At 41.5% G+C, this 14,790-nt stretch carries 17 protein-coding genes; all 17 read right to left on the bottom strand.

Annotated features, from left to right (window positions below):
• Positions 1-24: 24 nt before the first annotated feature.
• A complete protein-coding gene (recO, locus tag H9649_RS00920) occupies positions 25-810 on the bottom strand; it encodes a DNA repair protein RecO (RefSeq protein WP_191692767.1) in 786 nt (261 codons plus the stop codon).
• A 30-nt stretch (positions 811-840) separates the two neighbouring features.
• The gene (era, locus tag H9649_RS00915) at positions 841-1,755 is read right to left on the bottom strand and encodes a GTPase Era (RefSeq protein WP_191692766.1); all 915 of its coding nucleotides are present in this window, start codon (positions 1,753-1,755) and stop codon (positions 841-843) included.
• On the bottom strand, positions 1,739-2,149 hold the full coding sequence (locus H9649_RS00910; RefSeq protein ID WP_191692765.1) for a cytidine deaminase: 411 nt from the start codon (positions 2,147-2,149) through the stop codon (positions 1,739-1,741). The genes era and H9649_RS00910 overlap by 17 nt, the downstream gene beginning before the upstream one ends.
• A gap of 21 nt (positions 2,150-2,170) precedes the next feature.
• The gene (locus H9649_RS00905; protein ID WP_318241632.1) at positions 2,171-2,521 is read right to left on the bottom strand and encodes a diacylglycerol kinase family protein; all 351 of its coding nucleotides are present in this window, start codon (positions 2,519-2,521) and stop codon (positions 2,171-2,173) included.
• A 6-nt stretch (positions 2,522-2,527) separates the two neighbouring features.
• Positions 2,528-2,998, bottom strand: coding sequence for an rRNA maturation RNase YbeY (gene ybeY, locus H9649_RS00900; RefSeq protein ID WP_191692764.1), 471 nt, complete (start codon positions 2,996-2,998; stop codon positions 2,528-2,530).
• 20 nt (positions 2,999-3,018) lie between these two features.
• On the bottom strand, positions 3,019-5,151 hold the full coding sequence (locus tag H9649_RS00895) for an HD family phosphohydrolase (RefSeq protein ID WP_318241631.1): 2,133 nt from the start codon (positions 5,149-5,151) through the stop codon (positions 3,019-3,021).
• Positions 5,152-5,216: 65 nt separating this feature from the next.
• Positions 5,217-6,176: a PhoH family protein gene (locus H9649_RS00890; protein WP_191692763.1), complete on the bottom strand. Its 960-nt coding sequence runs from the start codon at positions 6,174-6,176 to the stop codon at positions 5,217-5,219.
• 5 nt (positions 6,177-6,181) lie between these two features.
• Complete coding sequence (locus tag H9649_RS00885; RefSeq protein WP_191692762.1) at positions 6,182-7,273, bottom strand: sporulation protein YqfD; 1,092 nt, start codon at positions 7,271-7,273, stop codon at positions 6,182-6,184.
• Complete coding sequence (locus H9649_RS00880; RefSeq protein WP_191692761.1) at positions 7,263-7,523, bottom strand: hypothetical protein; 261 nt, start codon at positions 7,521-7,523, stop codon at positions 7,263-7,265. The genes H9649_RS00885 and H9649_RS00880 overlap by 11 nt, the downstream gene beginning before the upstream one ends.
• A gap of 45 nt (positions 7,524-7,568) precedes the next feature.
• A complete protein-coding gene (locus H9649_RS00875; protein WP_191692760.1) occupies positions 7,569-8,078 on the bottom strand; it encodes a hypothetical protein in 510 nt (169 codons plus the stop codon).
• 37 nt (positions 8,079-8,115) lie between these two features.
• Complete coding sequence (gene floA / locus H9649_RS00870) at positions 8,116-9,099, bottom strand: flotillin-like protein FloA (RefSeq protein WP_404828692.1); 984 nt, start codon at positions 9,097-9,099, stop codon at positions 8,116-8,118.
• A gap of 29 nt (positions 9,100-9,128) precedes the next feature.
• The gene (locus tag H9649_RS00865) at positions 9,129-10,466 is read right to left on the bottom strand and encodes an NfeD family protein (protein WP_191692758.1); all 1,338 of its coding nucleotides are present in this window, start codon (positions 10,464-10,466) and stop codon (positions 9,129-9,131) included.
• Positions 10,467-10,633: 167 nt separating this feature from the next.
• Positions 10,634-10,807: a 30S ribosomal protein S21 gene (gene rpsU / locus H9649_RS00860; protein ID WP_009496905.1), complete on the bottom strand. Its 174-nt coding sequence runs from the start codon at positions 10,805-10,807 to the stop codon at positions 10,634-10,636.
• A 151-nt stretch (positions 10,808-10,958) separates the two neighbouring features.
• On the bottom strand, positions 10,959-11,630 hold the full coding sequence (gene deoC, locus H9649_RS00855; RefSeq protein WP_191692757.1) for a deoxyribose-phosphate aldolase: 672 nt from the start codon (positions 11,628-11,630) through the stop codon (positions 10,959-10,961).
• A gap of 106 nt (positions 11,631-11,736) precedes the next feature.
• Positions 11,737-13,077 carry a tRNA (N(6)-L-threonylcarbamoyladenosine(37)-C(2))-methylthiotransferase MtaB gene (gene mtaB, locus H9649_RS00850; RefSeq protein WP_191692756.1) on the bottom strand — a complete coding sequence of 447 codons (1,341 nt, stop codon included), beginning with the start codon at positions 13,075-13,077 and terminating at the stop codon, positions 11,737-11,739.
• A gap of 16 nt (positions 13,078-13,093) precedes the next feature.
• A complete protein-coding gene (locus tag H9649_RS00845; protein ID WP_191692755.1) occupies positions 13,094-13,834 on the bottom strand; it encodes a 16S rRNA (uracil(1498)-N(3))-methyltransferase in 741 nt (246 codons plus the stop codon).
• Positions 13,835-13,836: 2 nt separating this feature from the next.
• Complete coding sequence (gene prmA / locus H9649_RS00840) at positions 13,837-14,781, bottom strand: 50S ribosomal protein L11 methyltransferase (protein ID WP_191692754.1); 945 nt, start codon at positions 14,779-14,781, stop codon at positions 13,837-13,839.
• Positions 14,782-14,790 lie beyond the last annotated feature (9 nt).

Genomic DNA, 14,790 nt, shown 5'->3' with positions numbered 1-14,790 from the left:
AATAAAAAAACCGTAGGAAAAGGGTTATCCCCCTTCTTCCTCCGGTTTTTCTTTTTGTGGCAACAATTCAGGCGTACGCTCCAATTGATCGAGAAATTGTCTTGACTTTAAACGGATTCCCACTTGCTCATCATAAACAGTTCTGACGATTTTCTTCATGAACTGCTTCGTCGTTTTCTTTAACGTAAGTGATTCCACTTCCTGAATCGGTACAGTGAAGAATGTTCGGATCAATCGTAGTTGAGTCGGGGTCAATCTTACTAAATAAGGGTCAATCTGAAAACATCGGTGACAAAGAAATCCGATTTCCTGAAAAGAGAACGCAAACTCTCCATCCGTTGCGCTACAATTGGCGCATTGATGAAGAACGGGATGCACCCCCGCTACAGGAAGCATTTTCCATTCAACGAATAATGCAATCGCTTCAGGATCATATTGCTCATTTATGGCATGCAATGCATCATAAAGGAGAGGGAAAACGTTTTGGCTCTGACCCTGATCATCCGTCAACCGGTCGATCAGCTCGACGATAAAGCTAGCATACGCTGTCGCCTCGAGATCCTCTCGTATATGACGCATGGAGTCAATGGGTTCACCTTGCTCAAGCGTTCCCATTCCTCGTCCAGAGCGTAAAAGAAAATATCCATGCGTAAAACTTTGCGTGACGGCAGCTAATCGACTCGCAGGTTTTTTTGCGCCTCTTGCCATCGCCGTCAACTTGCCTGCTTCACGCGTGTACAAAGTAACGATCTTATTAGATTCGCCGTATGGAATGCTTTTTAGGATAATGCCTTCCCATTTATTTAACAAGGACATCACCTCTATCGTAAATGTAACTGATCAATATTCGTCGTCACGGAATCCGAATTCACGCAGTTGTCCTGGCTTATTACGCCAGTCCTTCTGTACTTTGACCCACAACTCAAGGAATACTTTAGTGCCAAGTAACATCTCAATATCGTGACGGGCTTTTGTTCCAATTTCTTTCAGTAAAGCGCCTTTTTTACCAATAACAATTCCTTTTTGCGAATCGCGGTCAACAATAATGGTCGCGGAGACGTCAATGATTCCACGTTCTTCGTCCCTGTCAATCTTCTCAATGACAACGGCGACCGAGTGAGGAATTTCTTCTCGCGTCAGATGGAGCACTTTTTCTCTAATGAACTCAGAAATGATAAAACGTTCCGGATGATCTGTCACTTGATCGTCAGGATAATATTTCGGCCCTTCAGGCATATACTTTGTTAATGTCTCCATAAGTCGCTCCACATTATTACCATTGAGCGCAGACAAAGGAACAACTTCAGCAAAATCATATACTTTCGTGAAAGAAGTAATTGTTGTTAAAAGAGCATCGGGATGAACAAGATCTATTTTATTGATGACAAGGAAGACGGGCGTCTCGGTATGTTCCAGCATGTCGATTACGAATCGGTCGCCACCACCAATTGGCTCATTTGCATTCACCATGAACATGATGACATCTACTTCTTTTAATGTATTACGGGCAGATTTCACCATAAAATCTCCGAGTTTGTGCTTCGGCTTATGAATTCCTGGAGTATCTATGAAAACTAATTGTGACTCATCTGTCGTAACGACACCTTGTACTTTGTTTCTCGTTGTCTGCGGTTTATCGCTCATAATCGCTATTTTCTGTCCAACGACGCGATTTAAAAATGTTGATTTACCAACGTTTGGACGGCCAATTATCGATATAAAACCTGATTTGAAATGGTCATTGTTTTTCTGCATAATCTAAATCCTCCTTGGAAAAAGCTCCAGGCAACAGTTGTCCTACTGTCGTCGCTTGAACGTCACCTTTTAAGTTCGTTAAATAGACAGGCATGTCCCCATCACAAAATTCAGCGATGACTTGTCTGCATGCTCCGCAAGGTGAGATTGGCCCTTCCGTATCGCCGACAACTGCAAGAGCAGTGAATTTTTTTACGCCTTCTGAAACTGCTTTAAAAAACGCCGTTCGTTCAGCGCAGTTCGTCATACTATATGCAGAGTTTTCAATATTACATCCATAATAGATTTGGCCGCCTTCTGCAACTAATGCAGCTCCTACGGGAAATTTCGAATAGGGAACGTAAGCCTTTTCACGGGCTTTCTTTGCTTCAGCCATTAATTTTTCTCGATCCATCATTACACCTCTACCTTAAATTTAATAAAACCATTTCGGAATGAATATGATTAATCCGATGATTGCACTTATAATTGCGAACACTAAAACTGCACCTGACCCCACATCCTTTGCCTGTCCAGCCAATGGATGGTGTTCTGTTGTAATAAGATCTACAACTCGCTCAATTGCCGTATTCATCATTTCTAGAGCGAGCATCCCACCGAATAGAATGAGAATAATAAGCCATTCAGTCGTCGAAAGTCCAGTGAATAATCCTGCTATCGAAACGATGATTAAAGCGACAGCATGGAACTTCACATTTCGTTCGGTACGCATACTATGTACGATTCCATTCGCCGCATAGTGGAAAGCTTTAAAAAAAGTAAGCACTTTCTCTCACCTTTCAAGTCCTAGAGATGACAGAATTGCGTCTTGTCTTCCGAACATTGTTTTTTCATCCGCCTTCGTCATATGATCGTACCCTAAAAGATGAAGGAATCCGTGCAGTGCAAGAAAACCGATTTCCCGACGAAGATCATGACCATATTCACTGGCCTGCCGTTTTGCAGTTTCAACGGATATGACAATATCTCCTAATACAACAGGCATTCCTTGTTGTTGCACTATCGCAACTTCCCCTTCTCCCATCTCTTCAAGAGCGAATGAAATGACGTCTGTGGCCGAATCTTTGCCTCGGTATTCAGCGTTAACAATTTTTATTTCTTCATCATTCATAAATGTCACGGATACTTCAGTATTTGCATTGCATTTTTCCATTTTTGCAGCATGATTCAAAACGGATGCCACTAAGTCCACGATATCTTCGGATACACTTCCCGTTACATCTTCAAAATAAAGATCAAGCATTTTCTCTCCTTCTTTCCTTATTAATCCGGATATTCGATACGGCTATGGAAAATGCCGTTCAACGTTTCGCAAATGACACTTTCAACTTTTTTCAATTCTTTCATCGATAGGTCACACTCATCAAACTGGCCATCGTTCAGTTTTCCGCCAATTATCGATTTGACTAACTTCGCAATCTTATCTGGTGTAGGTTCTTTCATGGATCGCACTGCCGCTTCAACACTATCGGCAATTGAAATGATCGCAATTTCCTTTGTCTGTGGTTTAGGACCTGGATATCGGAAATCGTCTTCAATTACATCCTGTCCCATTTCTTTCGCTTTAACAAAGAAGAATTTCAAGAAGCTTGTACCATGGTGTTGTCTAGCAATATCTACAATTTCTTTTGGTATTTTATGTTTAGCCAGAAGTTCTGCTCCGTCGACAGCATGGGCAATAATGATATCACGACTTCTTTCTGGCGGCAATTCATCGTGCGGATTAACGCTGCCGTGTTGGTTCTCGATGAAGAAATTTGGACGTACTGTTTTGCCGATATCATGATAATAGCTCCCTACACGAGCAAGCAATCCGTTTGCGCCGACAGATTCACAAGCAGCATCCGCCAAATTGGCAACCATTACACTATGATGATAGGTACCTGGTGTTTCGGTCAGTACTTTTTTAAGTAATGGGTGGTTCGGATTTGATAATTCAATCAATCTCATATCAGACAATAAGCCGAAGAAAGTTTCAAAGAACGGCATGAGTCCGATCGTCAATGCACCAGACAATATCCCTGACGTAATTGCTGCTATGCAGTAAAACAATAATTCGGACAACTCGTATGTCGACTGAGTCATCTGTAAATAAAAGATAATGAATAAGATATTCGATCCAGCGACCGCTAGACTCGTCCGTAATATATTTGATCTACGACCATTACTTCCAAGAAGGTAAATACTAATGATCCCACCAAATAGAATATATAGAGCAATCTCCATTTGCATGATTGCAGAAAATCCTTCAAGAAGCATGATGCCAGCTGTTGCAGCAGTAACAATTGTCGTCATATAAGCCATTCGTTCATTCGTCAGAAGCTTGACGAGTAACGGTGCTAGCGCTGTAGGGAATAGGAATGCAACTTGAACATCGAATTCCTTATCTATAAGACTTAAAAGTTTCATGATGGATACGAGGATGAAAAAAATCGCTAAAACGATTAATAACGACTTCTTTTTCGTATAACTGTCTTCTTGCCAAGTGATGAAATGCAAGTAAATGATGAGCATTACAAAGAAGACATACGCAATAAGACCGATAACCGGTTTATTCGAAGATTGATTTTTCAACAAGCCCGTAAGTTCCAATTGTCGGTAAATTTCAGCGTCAATAAACTGACCTTCTCGTACAATCACTTGTCCTTGAAGAATTCTTGTCGGCTCTACCGCATTTTTCTCTTCTTCAATTCTCTTTTCAGTACGTGATTTATTGATAGTTTCCGTTTCCACCACTAGTGACCTACCGAGCGTAATTAAAGTCTGCAGTTCAGCTGGTGGGATTGCTTCGGATAAACGAAGTTTCCGCTCCACTTCATAACGTACAGGTGAAAGATCGCCACTGCGAATCGGCTTCGAAAGTTCTTCGCCAATGATCTTGACGAGTTCTTGTTTCATTTTATCAAGCCGAGATGCTTCGTTAGTCAACAGACTGGCAATTGCTTCATCCGTTAATCTTAGACTAGGTTCTTCTTCTTCCAGTTTAGTCAGTTCTTTCCTCACATCTTTCACTTGTTCCGACCGAGTCTTCACAGGTTCCTCTTTCTCGATGTCTTCTAAAGAAGGCACATTCGCTTGTTTTTCTTTAATGATGAAATCGAATAAAGAAGATGCGACTGCCTGTCTGTTACCTGCTACACTTTCATCAAACTGATAAAATGGTGGCACTTCCGATTCAATGCGGCGCTTTTCCTGTTCGGTTTTCACTGTGTCTTCAACAGTTTTTAAAGAACGTATTGTTTTTGGTGATATTTTAAATTCATGTAATTCATACGTCTCTTGCTTAACATTTCCGTGCATGAGTGCAAAAAGCCCGAATGCTGCAATCAATAGAATGAACAACGAAAAATAATTGAATTTTAACGATTTAAATAGTTTTAATACGGGTTTGAACACAAATTATACCCCACCTATCTCTTTAACTTCCCAATTTCGGTGCAAATGATGAAAAAGCAGCCATTTTAAGATGACTGCTCGTTTTCATATGCTTCAATAATTTTAGCTACAATCGGGTGACGGACAACATCGCCCTGCTCCAAGTATTGGAAGTGAATTTCTTTTACATTTTTCAGAATTGATTCAGAAGCAATGAGACCTGATTCAATACCACGTGGTAAGTCTATTTGGGTTTTATCGCCTGTAATGACCATTTTCGAACCGAAGCCTAGTCGGGTCAAAAACATCTTCATTTGCGCTTTTGTCGTATTTTGCGCTTCATCCAATATGACAAATGCATCGTCAAGTGTACGACCTCTCATATAGGCCAGTGGCGCAATTTCTATAGTCCCCCGCTCCATTAGCCGTTCTGTATGTTCAGCTCCTAAAACATCGTGTAGAGCGTCATACAGCGGGCGTAAATAAGGGTCGACCTTCTCTTTTAAATCTCCAGGTAGAAAACCGAGACTTTCGCCCGCTTCAACAGCAGGGCGGGTCAAAATAATCCGTTTTACAGCTCCCGTTTTCATCGCTTGAATGGCAAGTACGACAGCAAGATATGTCTTTCCTGTTCCAGCAGGTCCAATACAGTAGACAAGATCATTCTGTCTAATCGCATGGACATACTCTCGTTGACCGATCGTTTTTGCACGGATTGCTTTCCCTTTGGCAGTTCTTGCAATTTCCTCATCATATAATTCAGAGAAATATTCGATAGTCTCATTTTTCACCATTTCAACAGCTGTGGATATATCACGCAAGTTTATATTTATCCCTTTACGTATAACTTTCAATAGCTGTTCTAATAAGAATTTACCGGAAGTGATATCTTTTTCTTCACCTGCAATGGAAATTGTGTCACCCCGAGTAATAATGGTAATATTCAAGGATTCCTCAATCAATTTCATGTTTTGATCGGAAATTCCAAGAAGCATAACTGCATCATTCGGCTCTTCAATATGAAGTTGAATCGTCTGTTCGCTCAATAGTTTCAGTCTCCTTGGGATATCGGTCTTTTTATTGCGATATTTTCATTCATCAAAAATAATATAGTCCCTACAACTGTATCATTATCAAACGTCAAGTGTAAAATATTTTCATCTTTAATAACCAGATCTGATTGCGATTCTGACATAATTTTATATTTTATTAAAGGCAATATTACTGTCTCTTCCATTCCTTCCTCCAACTGGAATTTAACTGCCGTATCAGAACGGTGTTTCTCAGTTTGAAGAAATGAGCGGAAAGTAGGCATGTTAGACGTTTTACTCCATATAAGTGGGTTTTGCCACTTAAATGTTCTTCGCTCTTCGCCCAGCAAGTGATAATCGATTGTTCTTGGAATTTCAAAGGAATATTCTGACCAATAATCAGCATAAACCATTCCCTCAGCTCCTACAACGGCTGTTTTGTTCCCTTGTACGAGTATTCCGGTTGCTAATAGATCACCCTTCTTAACTGTTTCGTGCAATCTGGCAACCCTTTCACCACGACTCAACTGAAATCTTGTAATAACTCCACCGGTTCTTGCGACCAAATCAGAGACCGTCTCCTCTTTTTCAACTGAATCATTCAGCTTCGGCGAGTGCATAGGTATGATTGTTAATTTACTGCCTGATCGTACAAACCTCACCCATGATAAAGATGGAATATCTTGCATTAATGACCTTCTGATGTCCCCTTCATCAGGAATGTCAGAAAGCAGTTTATACGTTTTGATGGATGCTTTTTCAAGATTATTTTCAATTCGTTCAACTACTTCAGGAGCATCTGCTTCAATTGTAATATCCCATAGAAACAAAGACGCTACGAGCGGTATGATACAAGCGATCAAAAAACGGAATGAACTGAACAACCTCCTCTCCAACGATCTTTCTTCAGCTCTTCTAATTAACACTTTCACTTTGTATTTCCGCCTGTTCTTCCTAATGAATTCGACACCTTTCTTGTCAGTAAAGAATCGAATTTCACCATCTTGTTCTGAAATGGAGATCGTTTTTACACCTGAAGAGGCCAAATGACTAATAAAACGTGTCGGATGCGACTTGCCTTTAATACTAATTTCAAATCTCTTATAGATCATAATCTTCCTGCCCATCACGTATTTCTTTTACAGAAACTGAAGTGATAAAGTCGAATGACAGGACCGCAATTTCTTCAGACAACGTTTCTACAATCAGCTCTTCTCCTACAGCCTCAATAATGTGGTCACCACTTCTGAACGCAGCATAGTTCGGACCGAGCTTTAATAATGAGTAGGGCCCCGTAATCCGAATAGTAACAAATTCTTCAATTGCAATGGATGAGTTCATTTTAAATAATTTCTTCAACATAAAAACCCCCTATCCAATCTTATGATTTGGATAGGGGGTCGATGATTATTGTTTTGACTTAGGTGGTCCTAATATTTCAGAGAAGATGATTCCTTTTATAAGATCACGTTCATTTTTCGGAACCATTTCGTGATGTTCGACAGGTTCTGCCCACACATGCTTCGCGCCATGCGCGGAGAGTCTGCCGCGATGTGTGCTTTCCCTTGTCGATGACCTTTCCACCGAAGGACGTCCAGCTGCAGGAGCCTTCTCCCTCGGCTTAGCAGGCATCCGGGTTTCAGCACGCGTCACAGCAGGTCTAGCTGCTTCATGCCGCGGCTGAGGGGCTTGCGGAACCTGTCTGCTAGGTGGCTCTTCGATTTCCGTCTGAAACTCACGTTGTATCTCTTTATACATCTCTTGAGACATTTCTTTCAGTTTTCTCATCGGATCAGGCTTCACCGGTTGTGCAGAAGGCTGCCCTGGTCTTTGTTGTTTTTGAGCTTCCTCAGGTTTTTTACCTTTAAAGAGCATACTGATGATACCGATGACGGCAAATATAATTAGCGATTCCATCTTTGTATCCCCTTTCCGGGAACTACATAGTCAAACATTACTCTTTAGAAGAGTCAGGTTTTTGCTGATCCCCGCCGATTTTACTGATGGAATCACGCATTCCTGTATCCGCTTGAATGTTCTTGTAGTTCATGTAGTCCATGATACCGATATTGCCCGAGCGCAGAGCTTCCGCCATAGCTAATGGAACTTCTGCTTCGGCTCCAACAACTTTTGCACGCATCTCCTGTACTTTCGCTTTCATTTCCTGTTCATTCGCAACAGCCATTGCACGACGTTCTTCAGCTTTTGCCTGTGCAATATTCTTATCCGCCATCGCTTGTTCAGTCTGAAGTTCAGCACCAATATTCTTACCGATATCAACGTCTGCAATATCGATAGATAGAATTTCAAATGCAGTCCCGGAGTCAAGACCTTTCGCTAATACAGTCTGTGAGATCAGATCCGGATTTTCCAAAACTTTCGCATGGTCGATGGAAGAACCTATTGTAGATACTATACCTTCACCAACACGTGCTACGACAGTCTCTTCACCTGCACCGCCGACAAGTCGGTCGATGTTTGCACGAACAGTAATTCTAGCTTTCGCCTTCACTTCGATACCGTTCATTGCTACACCTGCGATAAATGGTGTTTCAATTACTTTCGGATTAACGGACATTTGTACGGCTTCCAAAACGTCACGTCCTGCAAGATCAATCGCAGCTGCACGTTCGAATGTCAACTCGATGTTTGCACGGTGTGCTGCAATTAACGCGTTAACAACGCGGTCAACGTTACCACCTGCCAAGTAATGGCTTTCCAACTGATTGATCGTTACATTCAAACCGGCTTTATGAGCCTTGATTAACGGATTTACGACTCTACTCGGAATTACACGACGTAAACGCATACCGATTAAAGTGAAAATACTTACACGTACACCTGCAGCCAATGCGGAAATCCACAAAGTAACTGGAACAAGTGTGAAAAACACTGATAATACGATGATCGCCAAAATGATGATGACGATTGGAATCATAATTCCGCCCACTCCTAAAGCTTCTAACATTATTCATTTTCCCCCTTTTCGTAAGATTCCCGAACAACGATACGAGAACCTTCAACCTTTACTATGATAACATGTTTACCCTTGTCGATGTAACTTCCTTGCGAAACGACATCGACCCGCTCTCCATTCAAGTCAATTGTGCCCGATGGTCTGAGCGGTGTTATTGTAAGTCCTCTTTTACCTAAAATGTCTATCCGGTTAACGTTAGATACATAACCACTTTCCGTATCTGTTGCATCCATCAGAACCATTTTATTAAGCAAATGAAGTTTTCTACCGAAAAATTTCATAATGATCACCATCCCACTGGCAGCAACAGCTATTGCGATCAGGACAGAATATGCCATGTACGCAGGATTAGCGCCTGCCATAATAATACTTGCAACGATAGCGATCGCTCCTAAAGCCCCGGCTATCCCCCCAGCTAAGAAAAACTCCAATATGACGAGCGTTATGCCGATTAAAAAGACAATCATCGTCTCATATCCGGCGAGTCCTGCAATAAGGTGTCCAAAAAAGAACAATAACAACGATGAAATAGCCATTGTCCCCGGCACGCCAAAACCAGGTGAATATAATTCAAGTATTAGGCCAAGGCCAGCTATTGACAGTAATATCGGCACGACAACGGGGTGTGTAATATAACGAGCAAGCGATTCAGTAAACGTCAAATCCGTCTTTACAATTTCAGCTTTTTCGAAACCGAGCAATTGTAACAATTCATCGAAGGATGCTACCGTTCCCTCACTGTACCCGACTTTTTCATCTGCAGCTTCTTGTGCAGTCAACGTTAACAACTTGCCTATCCCTGCTCGATATTCAGATTTATCTACAGTGTCATCTGCCATTGCAAGCGCAAATTCGGGATTACGTTTTGAAGAGTTTGCGGCACTGATCATTTCCGCTTTCCAAAAACTGTCCGCTTTCTCATCAGCTGCATTCCCTGAACCTACAATCGCTTGCGCTGCACCGATTTTACCGTTTGGCGACATATATATTTCATCTGCATGAAGCGCTATGAATGCACCGGCAGAAATTGCACGGTAATTGATGTATGCAATAATCTCGGGTTCTGTTTCATCCATCAGTTTACCAATTTGACCGGCAGCGTCTGTAAAGCCACCAAGCGTGTCGATTTCGAGAATAATCGCTTTGGCATTTGCCTCTTCCGCTTCTTTGAATGCACGTTTCAAATAAGCATGGAGACCTCTCTCGACTGCCTCATCGAGTTTAACATGGTAAACTTTATCCTCAGCGGCTTCTGCATTCGAAAAAGGAACCGCTATGACCGAAAATACCAAAATGAACAGAAGCAACTTCCCAATCATTTTATGCATCAGTATGTTCACCTCTTTCTTCATATGTAATTATACCTTTTATACGTAATGGAAAGCCAAAGGTTTCACTTTTTTTAAAAAGAATAGTAAAAAAACCGAAAAACCCATTAGGATTTTCCGGTTTGATACATTGTCATGCTTAGTTTATCAACTCATATGGACAGTTATTAGAATTTACGCTTACGAGCAGCCTCAGACTTCTTTTTACGTTTAACACTTGGCTTTTCGTAGAATTCACGCTTTCTTACCTCTTGTATTGTACCGCTTTTCGATACAGTACGTTTGAAGCGGCGAAGAGCGTCTTCAAGCGATTCATTTTTGCGAACGACAGTTTTAGTCATATCTCTTGTCCCTCCCTCCGAGCACACTTCGAACAAGGATTTACTCCTTGTACTAAAAAATTATATCCTATTATTTGTTTGTGGTCAATAAAAAACTTTCAAAATAGCAGATTGAAAATTGGAATTCCGTTACGATTCCACTTTGAACCTATCAATAATCAGAATCGCTTTGTAAACCTTGCATAATTTGAACGCCAGAACTTGCTCCAATTCGTGTAGCTCCTGCTTCAATCATCATTTCCATGTCACTAAAACTACGTACGCCTCCAGAAGCTTTCACTCCCATTTCAGGTCCTACAACTGCACGCATCAACTTTATATCCTCAACTGTCGCACCGCCTGTTGAAAAGCCTGTTGACGTCTTAACAAAATCGGCACCGGCAGAAACAGCTAGTTCACATGCTTTTCTTTTCTCAATATCTGTCAACAGCGATGTTTCAATAATTACTTTTACAATTGCAGATCCCTTTGCCGCTTCGACGACTGCTACGATATCCTCTTTAACAGTCGCATCATCACCACTTTTGAGAGCACCAATGTTAATAACCATATCGATTTCAGTAGCGCCGTTGTTGATCGCATCAGATGTTTCAAATTTTTTCACTGCTGTTGTTGAAGCACCTAATGGAAAACCGATAACTGTGCAAACTTTAACCTGCGACCCATCCAAACATTCACTCGATGTTTTCACCCAAGCCGGATTAACACAAACCGATGCAAATGAGTATGTTTTCGCCTCTTCACACAATGACAAGATTTGCTCTTTTGTCGTATCCGCTTTTAAAGCTGTATGATCAATATAGGAAGCATAATTTTTCTCCAATGTAAAACCCTCCTCGAGATGTATGTACCTCTTTCATCATAGCAAATTAAAAGTATCAACGCATTAAAACAGTCCACTCGTTTTGAATGGACTGTTTTGAACTTCATTATACTAATGTTTCGACAGATTCCATGACGCGGACAAAGTGCCCTTCGTTGTATGGATATCCTGATTTAGTAATTTTCACTCTGACAATTTGACCTACCATTGACTCGTCAGCAGCAAATACAACTTTCAAATAGTTGTCTGTATATCCTTCGTAAAGACCACTATTAGGATCCAGCTTATACTTCTCTTCAGGAATGACTTCAAGAACTTCATTCTCAAACTCTGATGCGTACTGCTTCGCAAGTTGGTCGTTCAAAGCTATCAGTCGATGAACTCGTTCATTTTTCACTTCTTCATCCACTTGGTCTTCCATACGCGCTGCAGGAGTGCCTGTACGTTTGGAATACGGGAAAACATGCAATTCGGAAAAGCGTTGGTCACGGATGAAACTATATGTCTCCATGAATTCTTCTTCCGTTTCGCCAGGGAATCCAACAATTACATCAGAAGTAATAGCGAGATGGGGTAGAGCTTCACGTAAACGATCAAGACGCTCCGCGAAAAATTCCATTGTATATTTTCGTCGCATCCGTTTCAAGACAGTATTCGAACCCGATTGGATAGGAATATGGAGATGACGCACAATTGTCTTCGACTCTTTGAGCACTTCGATAACTTCATCAGTCAGTTGGCTCGCTTCAATCGAACTAATACGCAATCTTTTCAGACCTGTCACTTTCGTTTCAAGGTCTCTTAGCAATCGCGCAAGATTATAATCTTTTAAGTCTTCACCGTAACCACCTGTATGTATACCGGTAAGGACAATTTCCAAATATCCTGCATCCACAAGCTGTTGCGCCTGTCTAATAACTTCTTCAGGATCTCTTGAACGCATAAGTCCACGAGCCCACGGAATGATACAGAACGTACAGAAGTTATTGCATCCTTCCTGAATTTTGAGCGATGCTCTCGTTCGGTCGGTAAATGCAGGTACATCCAATTCTTCATAAACACGGTTTTTCATAATGTTCCGTACAGCATTGATGGGTTGACGTTCAACTTTATACTCGTCTATCAATCCCAGCAGTTTTGTACGGTCCTGTGTACCAACAACAATGTCGACACCAGGAATTGCCATAATTTCTGCAGGTGACGTCTGAGCATAACAGCCCGTGACACAAATGACTGCGTCTGGATTACGTCGTACCGCACGTCTAATGACCTGGCGGCTTTTCTTATCTCCAGTATTAGTGACAGTACAAGTATTAATAACGTACACGTCAGCATTTTTTTCGAATTCGGAACGCTTATAACCGGCATCTTTGAATAATTGCCAAATCGCTTCCGTTTCGTAATGGTTCACTTTGCAGCCTAATGTATGAAATGCGACAGAAGACACTAGCTGCTCACCTCTTTCATTCAAATTGATAAGACATTGCGGACAAGACATATAAAGGAGCCGTTTCCGTCCTTAGGATACGAGGTCCCAAAGAGACGGGCAGAAAGTTTGCGGACATAAGCATATCCGCTTCTTTTCTTGATAATCCGCCTTCCGGCCCAAAAACGACTATTACTGACTGTTTATCATACACGTTTTTCAACCTATCTGCAATCTTATGCGGCACTTCACTTTTCGCATCTTCTTCATCAGCAAACAGTCGGACATCGTACGTTGAAGATGCTTCTATCAGTTGCTTGAATGACAACGGATTTTCAACTTCCGGAATGACGGATCGATGACATTGCTCCGCCGCTTCCTTTGCAATCTTCCGAAGACGCTCCACTTTTTTTCCACCTTTTTTTTCATCCCATTTGACGATAGATCTCTCAGCTTCAAATGGAATGATAGAAGACATGCCGAGTTCAGTTCCTTTTTGAACGATGAGGTCCAGCTTATCTCCTTTTGGTAGACCGCATGCAATTGAAACGTTGACAGGCATTTCATTGGCAGGAAGAGGTCCTTCCACCTTGCTGATTTCCACTCCATCAGATAATATAGTTAAAATTTCTGCAACATGTGCTTCCCCGTCAACAACGCTAATGAGTCGGTCTCCAACGGTCATTCGCATCACTTTGACGATATGCTTTCCGTCTTCACCACATATTACAGCTTGATTGTTTTCATCAAATGGACCGGCTAGGAAATAACGTTGCACGGTTACACGCCCCTTTTAGCAGCGATAATAGCAACCCAATCTTCCATTAAGACAGACTCGACAATGTCAAATCCTTTTGAAATTAGATCATCTTTAACTACATCACGTTTTTGGGCGATGATACCAGAAACGATGAACAGTCCGTCGTTAGGAAGAATCGCGTACGCATCTTGGGAAAAAGTCATAATCACTTCGGCAAGAATATTTGCGACAATAACAGATGCTGGCTCTTTAACAGAGTCCAGTAGATTACCGTGTGTAACTTCTACAATTTCCTGCACGTTATTCAGCTCAATATTCTCTTTCGCAGCAGTTACCGCAACTTCATCAAGGTCTAAAGCGTGCACACGAGATGCACCAAGAAGGGCAGCACCAATTGACAATACACCGGACCCAGTACCAACGTCGATAACTGAGTCACCTTTTTTCACATACTTCTCGAGAGCTTGAAGACAGAGTACGGTCGTCGGATGTGTTCCTGTTCCAAAAGCCATTCCAGGATCCAACTCAATAATAAGTTCATCAGAATCGACAAGTTCATAATCTTCCCATGTAGGCACGATCGTGAATCTCTCGGAAATTTTGACTGGATGGTAATATTTTTTCCATGATGTAGCCCAATCCTCTTCATCCACTTCGCTCGTGCTGACTAGATTAATCCCAACATCTAGTCCGTATTTTATGAGATTTTCGACCGATTCACTAATTTCCTTCACAGTTTCAATGAGAAAGCTATTGACTGGTAAATACGCTTTTACAATGACTCCTTCTTCAGGAAAATCTTCTTTTTTCAGTTCATAGATTTCTCCAAAGCGATCTTCATGAATACGATCTGGCTCATGTGAATCTTCTATGATAACTCCACTTGCACCTGCTTCATGCAAAATATTGGCAACCGCTTCAGTCGCCTCATGTGTGGTATGGATTGAGATTTCAGACCATTTCAACAGAACTCA

The organism is Sporosarcina quadrami, from assembly GCF_014836615.1.
GTDB classification, from domain to species: Bacteria; Bacillota; Bacilli; order Bacillales_A; family Planococcaceae; genus Sporosarcina; species Sporosarcina quadrami.
Note: the sequence above shows the minus strand (reverse complement) of the source record. Positions and strands in the feature narration are given on the sequence as shown.

What these genes read in the sequence shown, in the direction of transcription:
- H9649_RS00865 (WP_191692758.1), bottom strand. Translation starts at nt 10,466, where the DNA reads ATGCATAAAATGATTGGGAAGTTGCTTCTGTTCATTTTGGTATTTTCG.
- rpsU (WP_009496905.1), bottom strand. Translation starts at nt 10,807, where the DNA reads ATGACTAAAACTGTCGTTCGCAAAAATGAATCGCTTGAAGACGCTCTT.
- H9649_RS00910 (WP_191692765.1), bottom strand. Translation starts at nt 2,149, where the DNA reads ATGGATCGAGAAAAATTAATGGCTGAAGCAAAGAAAGCCCGTGAAAAG.
- H9649_RS00880 (WP_191692761.1), bottom strand. Translation starts at nt 7,523, where the DNA reads ATGTTGAAGAAATTATTTAAAATGAACTCATCCATTGCAATTGAAGAA.
- era (WP_191692766.1), bottom strand. Translation starts at nt 1,755, where the DNA reads ATGCAGAAAAACAATGACCATTTCAAATCAGGTTTTATATCGATAATT.
- H9649_RS00875 (WP_191692760.1), bottom strand. Translation starts at nt 8,078, where the DNA reads ATGGAATCGCTAATTATATTTGCCGTCATCGGTATCATCAGTATGCTC.
- ybeY (WP_191692764.1), bottom strand. Translation starts at nt 2,998, where the DNA reads ATGCTTGATCTTTATTTTGAAGATGTAACGGGAAGTGTATCCGAAGAT.
- floA (WP_404828692.1), bottom strand. Translation starts at nt 9,099, where the DNA reads ATGATTCCAATCGTCATCATCATTTTGGCGATCATCGTATTATCAGTG.
- H9649_RS00885 (WP_191692762.1), bottom strand. Translation starts at nt 7,273, where the DNA reads ATGATCTATAAGAGATTTGAAATTAGTATTAAAGGCAAGTCGCATCCG.